At 64.1% G+C, this 20,754-nt stretch carries 16 protein-coding genes and 1 pseudogene; 10 read left to right on the top strand and 7 right to left on the bottom strand.

Features of this window, described 5'->3' with window-relative positions:
* Positions 1–72: 72 nt before the first annotated feature.
* From IHV84_RS01325 to IHV84_RS01305, 6 genes and pseudogenes are all read right to left on the bottom strand, one after another.
* Entirely contained in the window at positions 73–1,008 is a 936-nt protein-coding gene (locus IHV84_RS01325) for an exopolyphosphatase (protein WP_198845499.1), read from the bottom strand.
* Positions 1,009–1,201: 193 nt separating this feature from the next.
* The gene (locus tag IHV84_RS01320) at positions 1,202–2,002 is read right to left on the bottom strand and encodes a pseudouridine synthase (protein ID WP_233099650.1); all 801 of its coding nucleotides are present in this window, start codon (positions 2,000–2,002) and stop codon (positions 1,202–1,204) included.
* Positions 2,003–2,419: 417 nt separating this feature from the next.
* Positions 2,420–4,754, bottom strand: a pseudogene (locus IHV84_RS01315) (putative bifunctional diguanylate cyclase/phosphodiesterase).
* Positions 4,751–5,185 (bottom strand): methylamine utilization protein, encoded by a 435-nt coding sequence (locus tag IHV84_RS01310; protein WP_341274946.1) that lies wholly within the window; start codon positions 5,183–5,185, stop codon positions 4,751–4,753. Before IHV84_RS01310 ends, IHV84_RS01315 begins: the two are co-directional and overlap by 4 nt.
* Positions 5,186–5,209: 24 nt before the next feature.
* Positions 5,210–5,383 carry a hypothetical protein gene (locus IHV84_RS20705; protein WP_370541155.1) on the bottom strand — a complete coding sequence of 58 codons (174 nt, stop codon included), beginning with the start codon at positions 5,381–5,383 and terminating at the stop codon, positions 5,210–5,212.
* Entirely contained in the window at positions 5,380–6,153 is a 774-nt protein-coding gene (locus tag IHV84_RS01305) for a DUF4394 domain-containing protein (protein ID WP_370541154.1), read from the bottom strand. The genes IHV84_RS20705 and IHV84_RS01305 overlap by 4 nt, the downstream gene beginning before the upstream one ends.
* Positions 6,154–6,431: 278 nt before the next feature.
* On the opposite strand from IHV84_RS01305, the gene IHV84_RS01300 reads away from it, so the two are divergent.
* Positions 6,432–7,898, top strand: coding sequence for a methyl-accepting chemotaxis protein (locus IHV84_RS01300; RefSeq protein WP_198845497.1), 1,467 nt, complete (start codon positions 6,432–6,434; stop codon positions 7,896–7,898).
* 66 nt (positions 7,899–7,964) lie between these two features.
* On the opposite strand, the gene IHV84_RS01295 is transcribed toward IHV84_RS01300, so the two are convergent.
* A complete protein-coding gene (locus IHV84_RS01295) occupies positions 7,965–8,699 on the bottom strand; it encodes a Crp/Fnr family transcriptional regulator (RefSeq protein WP_198845496.1) in 735 nt (244 codons plus the stop codon).
* 218 nt (positions 8,700–8,917) lie between these two features.
* Here IHV84_RS01295 and IHV84_RS01290 point away from each other — a divergent pair, with 218 nt between their 5' ends.
* From IHV84_RS01290 to IHV84_RS01250, 9 genes are all read left to right on the top strand, one after another.
* A complete protein-coding gene (locus tag IHV84_RS01290; protein ID WP_066786646.1) occupies positions 8,918–10,864 on the top strand; it encodes a long-chain fatty acid--CoA ligase in 1,947 nt (648 codons plus the stop codon).
* Positions 10,865–10,883: 19 nt separating this feature from the next.
* Positions 10,884–11,669 carry an ABC transporter ATP-binding protein gene (locus IHV84_RS01285; protein ID WP_044395553.1) on the top strand — a complete coding sequence of 262 codons (786 nt, stop codon included), beginning with the start codon at positions 10,884–10,886 and terminating at the stop codon, positions 11,667–11,669.
* A gap of 279 nt (positions 11,670–11,948) precedes the next feature.
* The gene (locus IHV84_RS01280; protein WP_044395551.1) at positions 11,949–12,878 is read left to right on the top strand and encodes a branched-chain amino acid ABC transporter permease; all 930 of its coding nucleotides are present in this window, start codon (positions 11,949–11,951) and stop codon (positions 12,876–12,878) included.
* Positions 12,879–13,029: 151 nt separating this feature from the next.
* Positions 13,030–14,106, top strand: a complete 1,077-nt coding sequence (locus tag IHV84_RS01275; RefSeq protein WP_044395549.1) for a branched-chain amino acid ABC transporter permease — start codon at positions 13,030–13,032, stop codon at positions 14,104–14,106.
* Between the two features lie 200 nt (positions 14,107–14,306).
* The gene (locus IHV84_RS01270) at positions 14,307–15,635 is read left to right on the top strand and encodes an ABC transporter substrate-binding protein (protein ID WP_198845495.1); all 1,329 of its coding nucleotides are present in this window, start codon (positions 14,307–14,309) and stop codon (positions 15,633–15,635) included.
* A 227-nt stretch (positions 15,636–15,862) separates the two neighbouring features.
* Positions 15,863–16,672, top strand: coding sequence for an ABC transporter ATP-binding protein (locus IHV84_RS01265; protein ID WP_066691827.1), 810 nt, complete (start codon positions 15,863–15,865; stop codon positions 16,670–16,672).
* A gap of 229 nt (positions 16,673–16,901) precedes the next feature.
* A complete protein-coding gene (locus tag IHV84_RS01260) occupies positions 16,902–18,149 on the top strand; it encodes a phenylacetate--CoA ligase family protein (RefSeq protein ID WP_198845494.1) in 1,248 nt (415 codons plus the stop codon).
* A 272-nt stretch (positions 18,150–18,421) separates the two neighbouring features.
* Complete coding sequence (locus IHV84_RS01255) at positions 18,422–19,408, top strand: tripartite tricarboxylate transporter substrate-binding protein (RefSeq protein WP_198845493.1); 987 nt, start codon at positions 18,422–18,424, stop codon at positions 19,406–19,408.
* 301 nt (positions 19,409–19,709) lie between these two features.
* Positions 19,710–20,711: a tripartite tricarboxylate transporter substrate binding protein gene (locus tag IHV84_RS01250; RefSeq protein ID WP_233099648.1), complete on the top strand. Its 1,002-nt coding sequence runs from the start codon at positions 19,710–19,712 to the stop codon at positions 20,709–20,711.
* Positions 20,712–20,754 lie beyond the last annotated feature (43 nt).

The following is a 20,754-nucleotide window of genomic DNA, read 5'->3' as shown; positions in this document are numbered from 1 at the left end:
GGGAAGCTGCAGACAGTGCTGTAGCACGGCCAGGCGCACCAACGACGTTATGCGTTTGAGGGCAAAGGCGTCTCAGCCGTCGGCGTTGATGCGCTCGACCAGCACCTTGAGGACGGCGTCTGCCTTCTCGTTGGCCACCTGGCAGGTGCCCGCAGCGGCGTGGCCGCCACCGCCAAACTCCAGCATCAGGTTGCCCACATGGGTCTTGCTGCTGCGGTTGAGGATGGACTTGCCCGTGGCAAGCACGGTGTTTTGCTTTTGCAGGCCCCACATCACGTGGATGGAGATGTTGGCCTGGGGGAACAGCGCGTAGATCATGAACCGGTTGGTGGCCCAGATGGTTTCTTCCTGGCGCAGGTCCAGCACCACCAGGTTGCCCAGTTCAATGGCGCAGCGCTCCAGTTGCTCCCTGGCCTTGACGGCGTGCTCGCGGTACAGGGCCACGCGCTCCTGCACGTCGGGCAATTCCAGAATCTGCTCGATGGTGTGGTCGCGGCAGTACTTGATCAAATCCATCATCAGCGCGTAGTTGCTGATGCGGAAATCGCGGAAACGGCCCAGGCCGGTGCGCGAGTCCATGAGGTAGTTCAGCAGCACCCAACCCTGCGGGTCGAGGATGTCTTCACGCGAATACTGGGCCGAGTCGGCCTGGTCCACCGCCGCCATCATCTCTTCGGTGATGCGTGGGAACGCGGCCTTGCCGCCGTAATGGTTGTAGACCACGCGCGCCGCGGATGGGGCATGGGCCTCAATGATGTGGTTGGTATCGCGGCGGCCCGCGTTGCGCACGGTTTCCGACTCGTGGTGGTCGAACACCAGGTGCGCACCCGGCACGTAGGGCAGGTTGGTGGTGATGTCGCGCGACGTGATGGCAACCTTGCCATCCTGCATGTCCTTGGGGTGGACGAACGTGATCTCGTCAATCAGGTTCAGTTCATTGAGCAAAACGGCGCACACCAGGCCATCGAAGTCACTGCGGGTGACCAACCGGTATTTCTCTTCACTCACAGACATCTCCTCTTAGAGCGGCTAACAAAACTCAGCGTAGCGGTTCTGGCTAGGCACTGCGTCGCAGGCAGTACGCGTAGTACGACAAGACGCGGCAACGACGCCAGAAGAGTTTTGTTAGCCGCTCTTAGAACAGGCGGGTGCGGTCATGCTAGCAACGCCCCCGGTGCCGCACCCAGTGCAGCCGAAAAAATCAAAACCGCTCGTGCGGACCCAAATAGCGCCACTGGCCCACCGGCAGGTTGCCCAGCGTCACCCTCCCAATGCGGATGCGCTTGAGCCCCACCACCTTGAGCCCCACCAGCTCGCACATGCGGCGAATCTGGCGCTTCTTGCCTTCGGTCAAGACAAAGCGCAGCTGCTCGGGGTTTTGCCACTCCACCTTGGCGGGCTTGAGCGGCTCACCGTCCAGGCTCAGGCCATGGCGCAGGCGTTCCAGCAACTCTTTGGGGAACACCGCCTGCACGTTGGTGCTGACAGGGTCACGCTCGTCGATTTCCTGCAACGGCGCAGAGCGCTCGCCGGGGTGGCGTGGCACCGCCTGGCCCGGTGCCTGGTAGACCACGCGCACCAGGTATTCCTTGTCCACCTCAGAGTCTTCGCCAATGATCTGCCGCGCCACACGCCCGTCCTGGGTCAGCACCAACAAGCCCACCGAGTCGATATCGAGCCGCCCGCAAGGCGCCAGCCCCCGCAACTGCGGCGGAGAGAAGCGGTTGCGGCTGGGGTCCTCGCGCCAGTGGGTGCGGGGATTGATCAGCGCCACGGCGGGCGTGTGACCATCCTCGGCCTGCCCGCTGACATAGCCGATCGGCTTGTTCAGCAAGATGGTGACGCGCTGCTCCTGGAAACCCTGGGCGATTTTGTCCACCTCAATGCGATCTGCGGCGGTGACCTGCAGCCCCATGGGCGCCACCTCGCCATTGACTTTGACCCAGCCTTTGGCAATCCAGTCATCGGCCTCGCGGCGCGAGCACAAACCCAGCTCGGCCATGCGCTTGTTCAAGCGCGAGGTATCGCCACCTACCGACGCAGGCCTTGCCCCCGGGGCAGCGGCGGGCCGGGGGGCAGCGGAGCGCGCTGCCGGGGGCCGCTGCGGCAGCGCTGGCGCAGGCCGCCCGCCTGCATCGGCAGACCAGGTACGGGTCGATGTGGGGCCGATGGCGCGCTCGGATCGCGCTGCAGCAGGTCGCGCGCCTGCTGCGGCAGGCCGTGCGGAGGCCCTGGACGGGGCCGGTGCGGCAGGTGCTGGCTTGGCCGAGAGGGTGGGGCGGCGCAGCACGGGCCGCGCGGAAGCGCCCTCAGCAGGCGCGGCGGCACCAGCGGGGCTTTGGGGTGGGCGGGAACTGGATGAAGACATTGGGCGTATTGTCGCCGCCGGGCGGCGCCTGCTCATCTGGCGTTGCGAAGATTACCCCTGCCTTTGCTGCCACGCCAGAAATTCTTGCGCAGGCATGGGCCGGCTGATGTGGTAACCCTGGGCTTCGTCACAGGCCAGCGCGCGCAGGCGCTCCAGAATACCGCCGGTCTCCACGCCTTCGGCCACCACGGTCAGGCCCAGGTTGTGGGCCAGATCAATGGTGGAGCGCACGATCATCGCGTCGTCCTCCCCCTGCTCCATGCCCATCACAAACGACTTGTCGATCTTGAGCTCGTCCACCGGCAGCCGCTTGAGGTACGCCAGCGACGAATAGCCCGTGCCAAAGTCGTCGATAGACAGTTTGAAGCCTTGCTCGGACAACCGGTTGAGCATGGCTTCGGCGCGGACGGGATCGTCCATGATGGCGCTTTCGGTGATCTCCAGGCAAAACGCCGATGCCAGTACACCGTGGCGATCCAGAAGGGTAGCCAGCTTGTGGCTGAGATCCGGGTCCAGCAGGTCGCGCGTGGACAGGTTGACAGACACCCGCAAACCCCGGCTCTGCTGAGCGGGCTGGGCTAGGAATTTCGCCACTTCCTCAAACATCCACAGGGTGAGCTGGCGCACAAACCCGGTTTGCTCGGCAAAGGGAATGAACTCCATCGGCGGCACCATGCCGCGCTGCGGATGCTGCCAGCGCACCAGGGCTTCTGCAGCACAGCCGCTTTGGCCATGCAGGGGCACCTTGGGCTGCAGGTACAGCCGCAGTTCGTTGCGTTCCACCGCACGGCGCAGTTCCGTGAGCAGCGACAGATTCTGGGCGCTGCTCGAATCAATCGCAGCGTCGTAGCGCAACGCTCCGCTGAGCTTGCGCTTGGCGGCATACATGGCGATTTCGGAGCGGCTGAGCAGCATGTCGGCGTCTTCTGCATCGCCGGGCCAGCAAGCGATGCCGATACCGGCGCTCAGGTCCACGGTCTGGTCCTGCAGGGCCAGGGGCTGCTCAAGCGAGGTCAGGATCTGCTGGGCCACCGCATACGCCCCGGGTGCGTCGGCGCCCCGCAGCAGCACGGCAAATTCATTGCCCCCCCAGGCGCGCCACCATATCGTCGGGCGACGTCACCAGGTCAGCCATCCGCTGCGCCACGGCTTGCAGCAAACGGTCGCCAAAGGCGTAACCCATCACGTCGTTCACATGCTTGAAGCGGTCCAGATCCAGCGTCAGCACGCTCACCGGCGGAGCTTGGCCTGCGCCGGGTTCCAGGGCCCGCACCAGGGTTTCGCGAAAGCGCTCGCGGTTGGGCAGTCCTGTCAGCCGGTCCCAATAAGCCAGCCGCATGATTTCCTTTTGCTGTGCGCCGATGTCCAGGCGCATGCGGTCGAACGAACGCGCCAGCTGGCCGATTTCGTCCTGCCTACGGGTGTGCTCCATGGGGGTGTCGTACTCACCCCGAGACAGGCGCTGGGTGGCGCGCATGAGGGATTGCAACGGGGTGATCACGCGCTGGGCCATCAGCCCACTGCCCAGCGCAAAGAGCAAAACGCCGCCAGCGGTAATGATTGCCAGCAACAGCTGCAACTGGCGATAGGGCGCCACCACCGCGTCCACCGACCGCAGCAGCAATGCTTGCACTTGGCCATTGACACTGGGCAGAGGGCTGGAGCGTGACAGCAGTACCCCGTCGGGCGAATCGATCTCACCCACCTGACCGCCTTGCGCGACGATCTGGTCACGCAGGGTGGCTGACAGCGTGCTCACAGGCACAGTCACTCGTCCATCGGACTCTTGCACCACCAGCGCCACCTGCACCGACAACAAACGGCGCATTTCATCGGCCAGCGCCTGGTCGAGCGGAAAGCCCATCAACACCCAGCCCATGAGCACAGGCGCGCGCATGGGCACCATCACAAACTGGTAGGGCACACCACCCACTACCGCAATCTGGCTGCCCTGGGGGCTGCGCGCCAGTTGCGGCGCCACTTGCCCCAGAGTGGGAATGAAGGCCTGGGCGGACGACGGAGCCGTCAGTGCGCGGTAGGCCATGTCGGTATCCAGCAGCGCCGTGGCTGCTGCGCCGATGCGCTCTCCATGGTTTTCCAGCACCGACTGGATGGTTTCCTCGTCGCCAGAATGAACCGCAGACCGAAACCCGTAATCCGCCGCCAGCAGGGCCGAGCCCTGGCGCAGACGCTCGGCGTTTTGCTCCAGCAGGCGCAGCCACACGTTTTCGTCCACGTCGAGCTGGCGCGCAATCTGGCTGCGGGCGTTGCGCTCGATGCCGGCGCGCACCACGGCAAACCCGGCCAGCTGCACGATCAGCAGCAGCAACAGGGACACCCCCACCAGGCGCAGGATCAGGCTACGGCCGAGGATCCTCCACATCAAGGCGCCAACCCCACCAGCTTGGCCGCAGCGCGCACATTGCCGGTGGCAGGCACTGCCACCGGTTGCTCATGGGCGGCAGCGCCCGGTGCCATGCGGGGGTGCCAGACGCGCAGCTTGTAGTTGCCGGCCGGCACGCCGTTGATCTGCACCTGTGCGGCGCCCTCGGCAGCCTGCGCGTAGTACGGCGTGTCCACCACCACAATCCAGCCCACCATGCGGTCGTGGATGTTGCAACCCAGGGTGACCACGCCCGCCCGTTCAAACACCACGGGATTGGCGGGCGTGCCGGTGTAGAGCTTGAGCTCGAATTTCTTGGCAGGAGAAAACGAGTACACATGGTGGCGCACGCTGTCGCGGTTCGGGAAATGCACGGAAGTGCCCACCGGCACCACCAGTACCCCCGGCAGAAACTGCTTGCCCTGTTGCGCCATCTCGGCCCCCGCCAGGGGCTTGGTCTAGGCACTGGCGGCCGCAGACTCCAGAAACGCCACGGCACCATTCACCGGGCGGCCCGCTTCATCCACCACTTCCACCTGCACGCTGGCAGCCCATGCGCCTGCACTGCTGAAGGCAGCCCAGCAGACCACGGCGCGCGCGGCCCACAGCCAGCAAGCACCAGACTGCGTCATGGCTCAATCGCCATGCCCACCAGGGGGCTGCCGTCAGCCACCACCCCCAGCAGCGTGGCCTTGCCGGTGTTCAGGTCGATCAGGTGCAGCTGCGTCTTGGGGTTGCCCGCCGTTCGCACGGCCGCCAAGGCGGTGTTGTTCACGTCGGAAATGTCCATCGAGGCGTCCGTCAACGGCCCCAGGCCCAAGGAGCCCACGGTGCGCAGTTGCCCTGTGTTGGGCGAGACCACGGGGGTTTCACCCTCGCGCGATCCCTGCATGACCAACACCCCCAAGGCGCGGTCAATGGCGTAGTTGGTGGTGAGCTTGCCGTCGTTGGGGTTGTAGGTGTACGCGGCAGCGACCACCTCGGGCGCACGCGCGTGGTTCACATCACTCCACGCATAACGAAGGTAGGGGTCCGACTGCAGCCCTGGGCGCAAGTTGTCGCCATCCACCTGGGCGCCCGTGTCAGGGTGCAGACGCAGGTTCTGCCCCAGGTTCGACACCACCCGCACCCGGTCAGCCGCAGGATTGAAGTCCACGCCAAACGCCGAGCCTTTCAACGCCACGGGCGGTGTACCAGCGCCCACGGGGGTGAGCTGGCCTGTGCCCAACTCCAGCGTGTAAAGGCGCCCTGATTGTGCAAGCGCATACAGCACACCCCGCGCCACGCGAAAGTCGATGCCCACCAGCTTGTCACCCGCCGGCAAGCCCTGCAACGGTCTGCGCTCCAGGATGTGGTCGGGCCTGGCAGCGTTGAACGTCAGCAGCTCATGTGCAGCAGTCACCGCAACGACTTGTTCGCGCAGCTGCAGCGGCTCTTGGGCAGGGGCTGCGCAACCCGCCGCGAAAGCTGCCGCAGCCAAAACTGCGGCACAGCCGAGAGGGCTTTGCCAACGGAAATGCAAGCGTGAAAGCAGAGACAGCGAAGGCATGGAGCAGCTCCCAAAGATGTAACAGAACCGAACACAAGCGGACATTGTTGCACTGAGTCCGCGCACACTGCGCAAGGAAACTATGCTGTCAATTTTCATAGCACCAAAACCAACAGCAGAAAGCGCAGGCGATGACCTTGTTAAGCCGCTCCAGCGCCATGCTCAACGAAATCGACCCCAAGCAGGCGCAGGAGCAAATCCAGGCCGTGCGAAAGACCTTGCAGGAATACGCCAAGCAGGAAGCGCAGCTCGCACAACTCATTACCCCGGCCAGCGCCAGCGCCGCCGAGACTGCGTTGCTGCAGCAGGTGCAGGCGGCAGCCCAAAAGGCCAAGCCAGAGATTGAGAGCGCCATGCAGGCAGCGGACGATGGCGACACCGTCACCGCCAGCCTGAACCTGATGACCCGCGCCGCACCCGCTGAATCGATCTGGCGGCAACAGCTGGGCGAGCTGATTGCGCTGCAAAACAGGCTCAATGACGAAGCCGCCGCTTCGGCCGAAGCGATCCAGAGCCGTGCACGCTGGATCGGCGGTGTGCTGGTGGTGGCAGCCATGGCACTGGGCCTGCTGATTGCCTGGCGCATCACCGCCAGCATCACCCAACCGATCGCCCGCGCCGTGGTGGTGGCAGAGCGCATTGCCCGGGGCGACCTGACGTCGCAAGTGGAAGTGCGCATCCACGACGAAACCGGCCGGCTGCTGGGAGCGATTGCCACCATGCAAGACCGGCTGCGCAGTCTGGTGGCCGAGATCGGGCAGGCCGCCGACTCCATTTTGGTGGCCAGCTCTGAAGTGGCTTCAGGCAACCAGGACCTGAGCATCCGCACCGAGCAGACTTCTCACAACCTGCAAGGCGCCTCCCAGGCACTAGGTGATCTGACGGGCACCGTGGCACAAAGCGCGCAAGCCGCCCACCAGGCCAATGGCCTGGCGGCCAAAGCCTCCACAGCGGCGGCAGAAGGAGGCGAAGTGGTGACACAGGTGGTGCAGACCATGGACGCCATCAGCGCCAGCTCGCGCAAAATTTCCGACATCACCAGCGTGATCGACAGCATTGCTTTCCAGACCAACATCCTGGCGCTCAACGCCGCCGTGGAAGCCGCCCGCGCGGGCGAGCAAGGCCGGGGCTTTGCCGTGGTGGCCAGCGAGGTGCGCGGCCTGGCAGGCCGTGCGGCCAACGCGGCGCGCGAGATCAAGGCGCTCATCAACGACAGCACCCAGCAGGTCCAGGCGGGCGCCACGCTCGTCAACCACGCGGGCGACAGCATCGCGCAGCTGGTGCAATCGGTGCGACAGGTCTCCAGCATCATGGCCGAGATCACCGCCGCCACGCAGGAGCAAAGCCAGCGCATCACCGAAGTGAGCCACTCCGTGGGGTCTCTGGAAGAAATGACGCAGCAGAACGCTGCACTGGTGGAGGAAGGCGCTGCCGCCGCCGAAAGCCTCAAGGACCAGGCGGGGCGCCTGACGCGGATGGTGCACACCTTCCGCCTCACCCGCGAACACACCCAGGCCCGGGCGTGGGAGGCACCTACCCCAGCGGCCCTTGCAGGCCAGACGCCAGCGAATCAGCGCATCGCCCTGCCCCGTAGCTAGGGTCTGTTCACACTATTTTTGCCAGTGCGAACGGGCCCTGGTCCACGGAATCTGAGCAATCGGCGCTCACTCCTCAGTGGCAGAGGCCCTGCGGACAAACACGCTGGACTGCAACGCCGCCAGGTCCAGCACACGCACGCCGCCGTACTCCACACGAATGGCGCCTTGCGCCTGTAGCGCCATCAGCGCTTCATTGACCCGCTGGCGCGACAGCCCCACCAGGTAAGCCAACTCCTGCTGGGTGATGCGCAGCACCTCGCCCACGCCGGGGTAGAGCACCGGGTTGAACAGTGACGCCAGACTGCGGGCCACGCGCACGTCGGGGTTGTTGAGGCGATCAATCTCGCGCGCGGCAATGAACTGACCCAGCCGTTCGTTGAGCTGGTGCATCACGAACCGGTTGAACGCAATGGAGTGGTCGAGCAGCCAGTGAAAAGTGTCAATGGGCAGGCCGGCCACCACGCTCTTGCGCAGCGCCTGGATGTTGTAACGATAAGGCTCGCGCTTCATGGCAGTGCCTTCGCCAAACCAGCCGCCAGGGGGCACGCCCGTGAACGTCATGGTCTGGCCCTGGGCGTTGTCGCTGCTCATCTTGAGCAGCCCCTCCACCACCCCGAACCAGTACGTCACGGGCCTGCCGACGCGGCACACGAAGTCGCCGGGCAGGGCATCGCCCACCAACAGGGAGGCCACAGCGCGCGTGCGCGCGGCTGGCTGAAGCTGTGCCAGCCATGGAATGCCCTTCAACTCCTCTGAAGTGGGCGCGCGGCGGCGCTGGTGCAAAGACAAATCGTGATTCATGCCGGCAAGCGTCACCCAAAAGCCGGCAAAAACCGGCAACGTCACGGGACAGGGAGGGTTTAACCCGATGAGGAGTTTCCCGTAGATTGTCGTCCAAAAGACAAAATAACGTCAAAGCCAGTCCTAGTATTTATGCCAGAGCAACACCTCGCGGCGGCACCTGGCAGCTGAGAAGGTCTGTTGCACCCGGGACAGATACCGATCAAAGAGGACACGGAATGAAGACGACGTTTCCCCAGCTGCTGTTGCAGCACGCCACCCAGAGGCCCCAGAGCCCGGCGCTGCGCGAAAAAGAATATGGCATCTGGCAAACCCACACCTGGGCAGACTTGGCCCAGCTGGTGGAAAAGGTGGCAGCCGGGCTGCACCAGGCCGGATTGCAGCGCCACGAACACATGGTGGTGATCGGCGCCAACCGCCCCCGCCTCTACGCCACCATGCTGGCAGCCCAGTCGCTGGGTGCGATTCCGGTGCCGCTGTACCAGGACGCCGTAGCCGCCGAATGCATCTTCCCGCTGAACAATGCCGAAGTGCGCTTTTGCCTGGTGGAAGACCAGGAGCAGGTGGACAAGTTGCTCGAAATCCGCGAGCAGTGCCCGCAGATCGCACGCATCATCTACGACGACCCCCGTGGCCTGCGCAACTACAACGAAGAAGGCCTGGACGCGCTGGACTCGCTGATCGAAACCGGCAGCGCCTTTGTGGCCAAGAACCCCGGCTGGTTCAAGGCCGAGGTGGCCAAAGCCCAGCCAGACGATGTGGCGGCCATGTTCTTCACATCCGGCACCACGGGCAACCCCAAGGGCGTGGTGCACACCCACAGCACGCTGCTCGACCGCGCCACAGCGGGCGCCGAGTTCGACAAGCTCACCAGCAGCGAAGAAGTGCTGGCCTACCTGCCCCCCGCCTGGATTGGCCAGAACATCTTCAGCTACGCCCAGTGGCTGGCCTGCGGCTACGTGGTCAACTGCCCCGAGTCGGCCAGCACCGTCACCATCGACCTCAAGGAAGTGGGCCCCACCTACTACTTTGCGCCGCCGCGCATTTTTGAAGGTCTGCTGACCAGCGTGATGATTCGCATGGAAGACGCAGGCACCTTGAAGCGCAAGATGTTCGAGGCCTGCATGGGTGTGGCCAAACGCGTGGGCCCCGCCCTGATGGACGGCGAAGCCGTGAGTACTATCGACAAGATCAAGTACGCACTGGGTAACCTGCTGGTGTACGGCCCGCTGCGCAACAACCTGGGCTTCTCCCGCGTGCGGGTGGCCTACACAGCGGGCGAGGCCATTGGCCCCGACCTGTTCACCTTCTACCGCTCCATCGGCATCAACCTCAAGCAGCTGTACGGCTCCACCGAAACCGCCGTGTTTGTGTGCCTGCAGCCAGACAACCAGGCCCGCGCCGACACCGTGGGCGTGCCCATCCGGGGCGTGCAGATCAAGGTGGCCGACAACGGCGAAATCATGGTGAAGTCCGCCGGGCTGCTCAAGGAGTACTACAAGAACCCGGCCGCCACGGCCGAAGTGCTCACGGCCGACGGCTGGTACCACACCAGCGATGCCGGTTTTCTGGACGCACACGGCCACCTCAAGATCATCGACCGCGTCAAGGACGTGGGCCGCATCCAGGGCGGCGCCAATGATGGCGCCATGTTCGCGCCCAAGTACGTGGAGAACAAGCTCAAGTTCTTCCCGCACATCAAGGAAGTGGTGGCCCTGGGCGACAAGCGCGAGAAGGTCTGCGTCATGGTCAACATCGACTTCGATGCCGTGGGCAACTGGGCCGAGCGCCGCAACCTGCCCTACGCCGGCTACACCGACCTGGCCCAGAAGCCCGAGGTGTACGAGCTCATCCGCGACTGCATTGAAAAGGTGAATGCCGACCTGGCCAACGACGCCCTGCTGGCTGGCAGCCAGGTGAGCCGTTTCCTGGTGCTGCACAAGGAACTGGACGCCGACGACGGCGAACTCACGCGCACCAACAAGGTCCGCCGTGGCTTCATTGCCGAGAAATACGCTGCACTGGTAGACGCCCTGTACGCAGGCCGCACCGAGCAGTACATCGAGACCCAGGTGAAGTTTGAAGACGGCCGCACCGGCAGCGTGAGCGCCACGCTCAAGCTGATGGACACCAAGACTTTCCCGCCCGTCAAGAGCGCCGCCTGAACGCGCCAGGAAGCAACCCATGAGCACCAAAAAGATCGGCGACGTCATCCTCGACGTCAAGAACATCAGCCTCCGGTTCGGTGGCGTGAAGGCGCTGACCGACATCTCCTTCAACGTCAAAGAGCACGAGATCCGCTCCATCATCGGCCCCAACGGCGCCGGCAAGAGCTCCATGCTCAACTGCATCAACGGGGTGTACACGCCTTCCGAAGGCTCCATCACCTTCCGGGGCAAGACGTTTGACCACATGAACAGCCGCCAGGTGGCCGAGATGGGCATCGGGCGCACCTTCCAGAACCTGGCGCTGTTCAAGGGCATGAGCGTGATCGACAACATCATGACCGGCCGCAACCTCAAGATCAAAAGCAACCTGCTGCTGCAGGCGCTGCGCATCGGGCCTGCCGAACGCGAGGAAATCCGCCACCGTGAATACGTCGAGCACATCATCGACTTCCTCGAAATCCAGGCCTTCCGCAAGACCCCTGTGGGCCAGCTGCCCTACGGCCTGCAAAAGCGCGTGGACCTGGGCCGAGCCCTGGCCATGGAGCCGCAGGTGCTGCTGCTCGACGAGCCCATGGCCGGCATGAACGTGGAAGAGAAGCAGGACATGTGCCGCTTCATCCTGGACGTGAACGACGAGTTCGGCACCACCATCGTGCTGATCGAGCACGACATGGGTGTGGTGATGGACATCAGCGACCGCGTGGTGGTGCTGGACTACGGCAAGAAGATCGGTGACGGCAGCCCTGACGAAGTGCGCAACAACGAAGACGTGATCAGTGCCTATCTGGGCACATCGCACTAAGAGTCTGTTCGAAGCCTTTTCACGGGGTACGCATGACAACAAACGGACACGATCTAGGCGCCCGCCGCGGCACATGCTGGCGGCCTGGGCAAGGCGGGCAACAACGAGCGTGGCCGTTTGTTGCCATGCCCTTCGGGTTGTCCCGCAAAGGCAGCGTCTGCGGCGTTGCCCATCCTCGCCGCACACCAGTGCGGCTTGCGGTGTGCGCCTTGCACCCACTGCCTTTGCTGGGCAACGTACTCCATGAAAAGACTTTGAACAGACTCTGAGAACAACAACATGGCATTCTTTCTTGAAACCCTCATCGGCGGCCTGATGGCCGGCATGCTGTATTCGCTGGTCGCGCTGGGCTTTGTGCTGATCTACAAGGCCTCAGGCGTGTTCAACTTTGCCCAGGGCGCCATGGTGCTGTTCGCAGCGCTGGCCATGGCCCGCTTTGCCGAGTGGATTCCGAAGTGGACTGGCATCGACAACCCCATCGTGGCCAACCTGGCCGCCTTCGTGATTGCAGGCGCCATCATGTTCGTGGTGGCCTGGCTGATTGAAAAGCTGGTGTTGCGCCACCTGGTCAACCAGGAAGGTGCCACGCTGCTGATGGCCACACTGGGCATTACCTACTTCCTCGAAGGCCTGGGCCAGACACTGTTTGGCAGCGACATCTACAAGATCGACGTGGGCATGCCCAAGGAGCCCATCTTCGCCTTGGACTCCGTGTTCCAGGGCGGCATCCTGATCAACAAGGAAGACGTGATTGCCGCCGCCATTGCTGCGGGTCTGGTGGCCCTGCTGTCGGTGTTCTTCCAGAAGACTTCCACCGGCCGTGCGCTGCGCGCCGTGGCCGACGACCACCAGGCCGCGCAATCCATCGGCATTCCGCTCAACCGCATCTGGGTGATCGTGTGGTGCGTGGCCGGTGTGGTGGCCCTGGTGGCCGGGATGATCTGGGGCAGCAAGCTCGGGGTGCAGTTCTCGCTGACCACCGTGGCCCTGCGCGCCCTGCCCGTGGTGATTCTGGGCGGCCTGACTTCGGTGCCCGGCGCCATCATCGGCGGTCTGATCATCGGTGTGGGCGAGAAGCTGTCGGAGGTGTACCTGGGTCCGTTCGTGGGCGGGGGCATCGAGATCTGGTTTGCGTATGTGCTGGCGCTGGTGTTCCTTCTCTTCAGGCCTCAGGGCTTGTTCGGAGAAAAAATTATTGATCGCGTATGAAATACGAGACCAATAATTTTTCGAAGGAGGCACAACGCGCACCGCGCGTTGTCAGCGGGGCCGCAGGCTCCGCGTGGCACCGCAGGTGCGCCCCCGTGCAAAAGATCATTGATCGCGCCTAACCCACCACAAGAACAACAGGAGACACACCATGCTCTACCGCGAAAACGGCCAGTTCAAGACCAGCTACCGCGCTGACCAGCAGATCTTCCCCATTGCGCAGGACCGCATTGCCATTGGGCTCATCCTCGCGGTGGCCTTCCTGGTGGTGCCTGCGTTTGCCAGCGACTACATCTTCCGCGCCATCCTGATTCCCTTCGTCATCATGGCGCTGGCCGCCCTGGGGGTGAACATCCTGGTGGGCTACTGCGGGCAGATCTCGCTGGGCTCAGGCGCCTTCATGGCCGTGGGGGCCTATGGGGCTTACAACTTCTTTGTGCGCTTCCCCGGCATGCCGCTGATTCCGGCACTCATCCTGGGCGGGCTGTGCGCCACGTTCTTCGGCATTCTGTTCGGGCTGCCCAGTCTGCGTGTGAAGGGCCTGTACCTGGCCGTGGCCACGCTGGCGGCGCAGTTCTTCAGCGACTGGATGTTCCTGCGCATCAAGTGGTTCACCAACAACTCCGACTCGGGCTCGGTGTCGGTGACCAACCTGCAAGTGCTGGGCATGCCGATTGACAGCGCCACCAGCAAGTACGTGTTCTGCCTGGCTATTCTGGTAGTGGTGGCCCTGCTGGCCAAGAACCTGGTGCGCGGTGCGATTGGCCGCGAGTGGATGGCTATCCGCGACATGGACGTGGCCGCCGCCGTGATTGGCATCCGCCCCATGTACGCCAAGCTCAGCGCCTTCGCCGTCAGCTCCTTCATCGTCGGCATGGCCGGCGCGCTGTGGGCCTTTGTGCACCTGGGTGCGTGGGAGCCAGCGGCCTTCTCGGTCGAAGTGTCCTTCCGCCTGCTGTTCATGGTGATCATCGGCGGGCTGGGCTCCATCATGGGTGCGTTCTTTGGCGCGGCCTTCATCGTGGTGCTGCCCATCGTGCTCAACCAGTTTCTGCCTGCCTTCCTGGGCCTGTTCGGTATCGAGATTTCGACAGCGGGCGTGTCCCATGCCGAGCTGATGATCTTCGGCGCCTTGATCGTCTGGTTCCTGATCGTGGAGCCCCACGGCCTGGCCAAGCTGTGGTCCACCGCCAAGCAGAAGCTGCGCCTGTGGCCCTTCCCGCACTGACATGAAACACCCCCTGAGTCGCTTCGCGCCTTCCCCCTCTCTCGCGCTGCGCGCGGGAGGGAGGACGCAGCCCTCGCTGCGGGGCGGCCCTTGCTCGGCTGCCCCGGCCTGGGTAGCGCCAGTTTTTACGGTGGCGCCCTGAAACGTAGCCAAGTTTGTTCCCGTGCTTGCTTCACCCTATTCATCCAAAGGAGACATCCATGAAGCTTTCCAAAATCGTGATCGCCGCCGCAGTGGTTGCCGCCGGCGCGTCGTCGCTGGCCACCAGCGCCATGGCCCAGGCCAAGGAACAGTTCTTCCCGCTGCTGTCCTACCGCACGGGGCCCTACGCGCCGAACGGTGTGCCATGGGCCAATGGCAAGCAGGACTATCTGAAGATGATCAACGCCCGCGATGGCGGCATCAACGGCGTGAAGCTGACGTTTGAAGAGTGCGAAACCGGCTATGCCACCGACCGCGGCGTGGAATGCTACGAACGCCTCAAGAGCCGCCCCGGCGTGACGCTGTTTGACCCCCAGGCCACCGGCATCACCTTCGCGCTGACCGAGAAGGCCCCCGTGGACAAGATCCCGCTGATGACGCTGGGCTATGGCCTGTCGGTGGCGCAGGACGGCCAGGCATTCAAGTGGAACTTCCCCTTCATGGGCAGCTACTGGACGGGCGCTGACATCCTGATCCAGCATCTGGGCAAGGCCAACGGCGGGCTGGACAAGCTCAAGGGCAAGAAGATTGCGCTGGTCTACCACGACAGCCCCTTCGGCAAGGAACCCATCCCGGTGCTGCAAGAGCGCGCCAAGATGCACGGCTTTGAGCTGCAGATGCTGCCCGTGACCGCACCCGGCGTGGAACAGAAAGCCACCTGGCTGCAAGTGCGCCAAAGCCGCCCTGACTACGTGCTGCTGTGGGGCTGGGGCGTGATGAACTCCACCGCCCTGAAGGAAGCCCAGGCCACCGGATACCCCCGCGACAAGATGTATGGCGTGTGGTGGGCCGGTGCCGAGCCCGATGTGCGTGACGTGGGCGAAGGCGCCAAGGGCTACAACGCGCTGGCTCTGAACGGCTACGGCACGCAGTCCAAGGTGATCCAGGACATCCTGAAACACGTGCACGACAAGGGCCAGGGCACGGGGCCCAAGGACGAAGTGGGCTCGGTGCTGTACACACGTGGCGTGATCATCCAGATGCTGGCTGTGGAAGCCGTGCGCCGCGCGCAAGAGCGTTTTGGCAAGGGCAAGGTCATGACCGGTGAGCAAGTGCGCTGGGGCATGGAGAACCTGGCCCTGGACCAGAAGAAGCTGGACGCACTGGGTTTCAACGATGTGATGCGCCCGCTGTCCACCAGCTGCGCAGACCACATGGGCTCCACCTGGTCGCGCGTGCACACCTGGGACGGCAAGAAGTGGAACTTCTCGTCTGACTGGTACCAGGCTGACGAGCAGATCCTGAAGCCCATGATCAAGGCCGGTGCAGACAAGTACCTGGCCGACAAGAAGATGACACGACGCGATCCTGCTGATTGCAACAGCTAAGTACATCCCCCTGAGCGGCTTTGCCGCTTCCCCCTTCTCTCGAATCGCTAGCGCGACTCGGGAAGGGGGACGCCACCGGTGCGGCGGGGCGGCCCTTGCACGGTGGCCCTGGTATTTGGGCCGCGACCGTATCAAGGGCCAGTGACGAAGCGGCTGCTTTTCTGGGCAGCCGCCAATCGAAAGGGTTGCATCGCAATCTTTTCGATTGGCACAGCGAAGGCAACACCATGGACTCTAAAAACATTGTTCTCAACGTCAACGGCATCGAGGTCATCTACAACCACGTGATCCTGGTGCTCAAGGGCGTCTCGTTGCAGGTGGCTGAGGGCAGCATCGTGGCCATTCTGGGTGGCAACGGTGCGGGCAAGACGACCACGCTGCGGGCCATCTCCAACCTGCTCAAGGGCGAGCGCGGCGAGGTGACCAAGGGCAGCATCGAGCTGCGCGGCGAGCGGATTGAAAACCTGTCGCCCGCCGATCTGGTCAAGCGCGGCGTGGTGCAGGTGATGGAAGGCCGTCACTGCTTTGCCCACCTGACGATTGAAGAGAACCTGATGACAGGCTCTTACACCCGCACCAGCAAGGGCGAGATCGAGGCCAACTTGGAGAAGGTCTACAACTACTTCCCGCGCCTGAAAACGCGCCGCACCTCGCAGGCGGCCTACACCTCGGGCGGCGAGCAGCAGATGTGTGCCATTGGCCGCGCGCTGATGGCCAACCCCAGCATGGTGCTGCTGGACGAGCCCTCGATGGGCCTGGCCCCGCAGATCGTGGAAGAGGTGTTCAACATCGTCAAAGACCTGAACACCAAGGAGAAGGTCACCTTCTTGCTGGCGGAGCAGAACACCAACATGGCGCTCAAGTACGCGGACTACGGCTACATCATGGAAAGTGGCCGCGTGGTGATGGACGGCGCCGCGAGCGACCTGGCCAGCAACGAGGACGTGAAAGAGTTCTACCTGGGCATGGGCGGCGGCGAGCGCAAGAGCTTCAAGGATGTGAAGAGCTACAAGCGGCGCAAGCGCTGGCTTGCCTGACATGCCCCCTGTGGCGCTGCGCGCCATCCCCCTCAGGGGGACGCACCCGGTGGCCTGGCAAAGCCAGTTCCACGGGTGCGCTGGCCTTCGGCAGCGCGGGCGCCCCGGGCAGTCATCCTTTTCAGACGCTGGACGAAATTACTCTTAATTTGATAGCTGCTTGCGCTTTATGGATAAGCGCTAGAGGCCGATTTCATTCAAAACCACCACCTCACAAGGAAACCCAGGCATGAGCACGTTTTATGACGCCCTGGAAACGCGCAGCCCCGCCGAGCGCGAAGCGGCCTTGATGGCGGCGCTGCCGCAGCAGATCGCACATGCCCAAAAGGCATCGCCCGCGTTCGCCAGCATTCTGGCGGGGGTGGATGCTGGTGCAGTTACCAGCCGCGAGGCATTGGCCAAGCTGCCCGTGACGCGCAAGTACGAGCTGCTGGAGCGCCAGCAGGCCGGCCGCGCCACCAATGTGTTTGGCGGCTTCAGCGCGCTGAACTTTGGGCCGGGCATGGCGCGTGTGTTTGCCAGCCCCGGCACCATCTACGAACCCGAGGGCACGCGGCCCGACTATTGGCGCATGGCGCGGGCCATTTACGCGGCGGGCTTTCGGCGCGGCGAGCTGATCCACAACAGCTTCAGCTACCACTTTGTGCCTGCGGGCTCGATGATGGAAACCGGCGCCCACGCGCTGGGCTGCACCGTGTTCCCCGGCGGCACGGGCCAGACGGAACAGCAAGTGCACGCCATGGCCGAGCTGAAACCGGCGGGCTACATCGGCACGCCCAGCTTCCTCAAGATCATCATCGAGAAGGCCGCAGAACTGGGCGTGCCCCTGCCCAGCGTGACCAAGGCCCTGGTCTCTGGCGAGGCGTTTCCGCCCAGCCTGCGTGACTGGTTTGCGCAGCAGGGCATTGCGGGCTACCAGTGCTATGCCACGGCCGACCTGGGCCTGATTGCCTATGAAACCTCGGCCCGCGAAGGCCTGGTGCTGGATGAAGGCGTCATCGTCGAAATCGTGCGCCCCGGCACGGGTGACCCGGTGCCCGAGGGCGAGGTGGGCGAGCTGGTCATCACCACGCTCAACCCCGACTACCCGCTCGTCCGCTTTGGCACTGGCGACCTGTCTGCCGTGCTACCCGGCCAGTGTCCCACGGGCCGCACCAACACCCGCATCAAGGGCTGGATGGGCCGGGCCGACCAGACCACCAAGGTGCGCGGCATGTTTGTGCACCCCGGTCAGGTGGCCGCCATCGCCAAGCGCTTTCCGCAGGTACAGCGCGCGCGGCTGGTGGTCAGCGGTGAAATGGCCAACGACCAGATGGTGCTGCGGGTGGAAACCACCGAAACGGCCGAGGGCCTGGCCCACCAGTTGGGCGACGCCATTCGCGAAGTGACCAAGCTGCGCGGCGATGTGGAAATGGTGCCGCCCGGCACCCTGCCCAACGATGGCAAGGTGATTGAAGACGCTCGCAGCTACCGCTGACTGCGCGTGGTGCGGCAGCGCATACCCCGCCAGCGCTGTTGATTTGCCACAAATGCCGGGCACCTGAAGCGATGCCCGGCGGGCTGCAGACGCCCGCCTGCGTCAGGGATAACCCGTGCACACGCTACCAAATACATAGCTGCCAGCGCTTGATACACAAGCGCCGCAGCTATTTTTCGTTAAAGACACTACAGCGTGGCGGCTACGTACAACCCGCATTACCCAGAAAAAACGCCCTCGTTATCATCGCGCCGTCAATCAAAGGAGCATCCATGAAAACATTGCTGAAACTCTCGCTGGCCGCCACTGCCGTTATCACAGCCTTTGGTGCGCAAGCGCAAGAGTTCCCGTCCAAAGACAAGACGGTGACCCTGGTCGTGCCCTATGCAGCGGGTGGCCCCACAGACCGCGTGGCCCGTGACCTGGCCGAAGCCCTGCGCAAGCCCCTGGGTGTGAGCGTGGTGGTGGACAACGCGGCAGGTGCAGGCAGCACCATCGGCACCGCCAAGGCTGCACGCGCCACGCCCGATGGCTACACCTTGCTGCTCAACCACATCAGCATGTCCACCATGCCCACGATGTACCGCAAGCTGGCCTTCAACGTGGTGAACGACTTTGAATACCTGGGCATCATCAACGATGTCCCCATGACGCTGATCGCCAAGCCCAGCATGGCGGCCAACAACTACAAGGAACTGTCCACCTGGATCAACCAGAACAAGGGCAAGATCAACTTGGGCAACGCCGGCCAGGGCTCTGCCTCGCACCTGTGCGGCCTGATGTTCCAAAGCGCGCTGCAGGTGGACATGACCCCCGTGCCCTACAAGGGCACCGCCCCCGCCATTACTGACCTGATCGGCGGCCAGATCGACCTGCTGTGCGACCAGACCACCAACACCACCAGCCAGATCGAAGGCAAGAAGGTCAAGGCCTACGCCGTGACCACCACCAAGCGCCTCACCACGCCTGCGCTCAAAGACCTGCCCACACTGGCCGAGTCGGGCTTGAAGGACTTCAATGTGACCATCTGGCACGGCGTGTACGCCCCCAAGGGCACACCGGCTGACGTGCTCAAGAAGCTGAACGATGCCATCAAGGCCGCGCTGAAGGACCCTGAGTTCATCAAGAAGCAGGAAGGCCTGGGTGCCGTGGTCGCCACCGACAAACGCATCGAGCCTGCCGAGCACAAGAAGTTTGTGCAGTCTGAAATCGACAAGTGGGGCGCTGTGATCAAGGCCGCCGGCACCTACGCCGACTAAGCCCTGTCTTGGGCAGGAGTTGCCCGAGCCACACCAGCCACCGCGCCTCCCGGCCCGGTGGCTTTTTTCATGGGTTGGCGGCCGCGTGTTCGGGTAATCCATCTGCCCTTGCAGCACCCGCGCGCGTAGAACTGAGGGCGCAAGGTAGCGCACAAGCAACGCCCCCGATTCGAGAAGGAATGGCCCCATGACATTGCAGCACCACTTCCGCACCCCCGCCAGCTCCCGCGCACAAATCCTGGCCCGCAGCCAGGCACGCAGCCGCCGCAAGGCCCTGGCGCTGGGCCTCACCGTCACGGCCATGGGCGCCATGGCGCTGGCTGCGGCTGCCGCCCTGCTGGCACCGGGCAACGCGCACGCGCAAGCCGCGCCCAGCACTGCGGGCTGGCCGACCAAGCCGGTGCGCATCGTGGTGCCGTTTGCACCCGGCGGCACCACTGACATCCTGGCGCGCGCCATGGCGCCCGAGCTGAGCCGCGCTTTTGGGCAGCAGTTCATCGTGGACAACCGCGCGGGCGCGGGCGGCAACGTGGGGGCTGAAGTGGTGGCCAAGTCGCCCGCCGACGGCTACACGCTGCTCATGGGCACCGTGGGCACGCACGGCATCAACCGCGCGCTGTACGCCAAGCTGCCTTACGACCCGATCAAGGACTTCGCCCCCATCACCCTGGTAGCCGCTGTGCCCAACGTGATGGTGATGAACCCCGACAAGGCCAAGGCCCTGGGCGTGACCAACGTGCAGGATTTCATCAAGGCGGCCAAGGCCAACCCTGGCAAGCTGAACATGGCCTCCAGCGGCAACGGCACCTCCATCCACCTGGCGGGCGAGCTGTTCAAGAGCATGACTGGCACTTACATGCTGCACCTGCCCTACCGCGGGTCGAGCCCGGCGCTGATGGACATGGTGGCGGGCAATGCCGATGTGATGTTTGACAACCTGCCCTCGTCCATGGCGCAAATCAAAGCGGGCAAGCTGGTGGCCCTGGCCGTGACCAGCAGCCAGCGCTCTACCGCATTGCCCGATGTGCCCACGGTGGAACAGGCTGGCGGCCCTGCCCTCAAGGGCTATGAAGCCAGTTCCTGGTTTGGCCTGCTCGCCCCGGCCGGCACCCCTGCCGACATCGTCAACCGCATTCAGCAAGAAACGGCCAAGGCACTGGCCAGCCCGGCTGTGAAAGAGCGGCTGATGGCCCAGGGCGCCATTCCTGGCGGCAACACACCGGCCGAGTTTGCGCGGCACATCGACAACGAACACCAGAAATGGGCCGGGGTGGTGAAAGCCTCCGGCGCAAAGGTCGATTGATATTGGGCGCTGACGCCGCCCTCTGCGTCAGGGCGCGTCAGCC

The sequence above is a fragment of the Acidovorax sp. IB03 genome, from assembly GCF_016406015.1.
Lineage (GTDB): Bacteria > Pseudomonadota > Gammaproteobacteria > Burkholderiales > Burkholderiaceae_C > Acidovorax > Acidovorax temperans.
The sequence above is the reverse complement of the archived record's forward strand: the minus strand, read 5'-3'. Positions and strand labels throughout refer to the sequence as shown.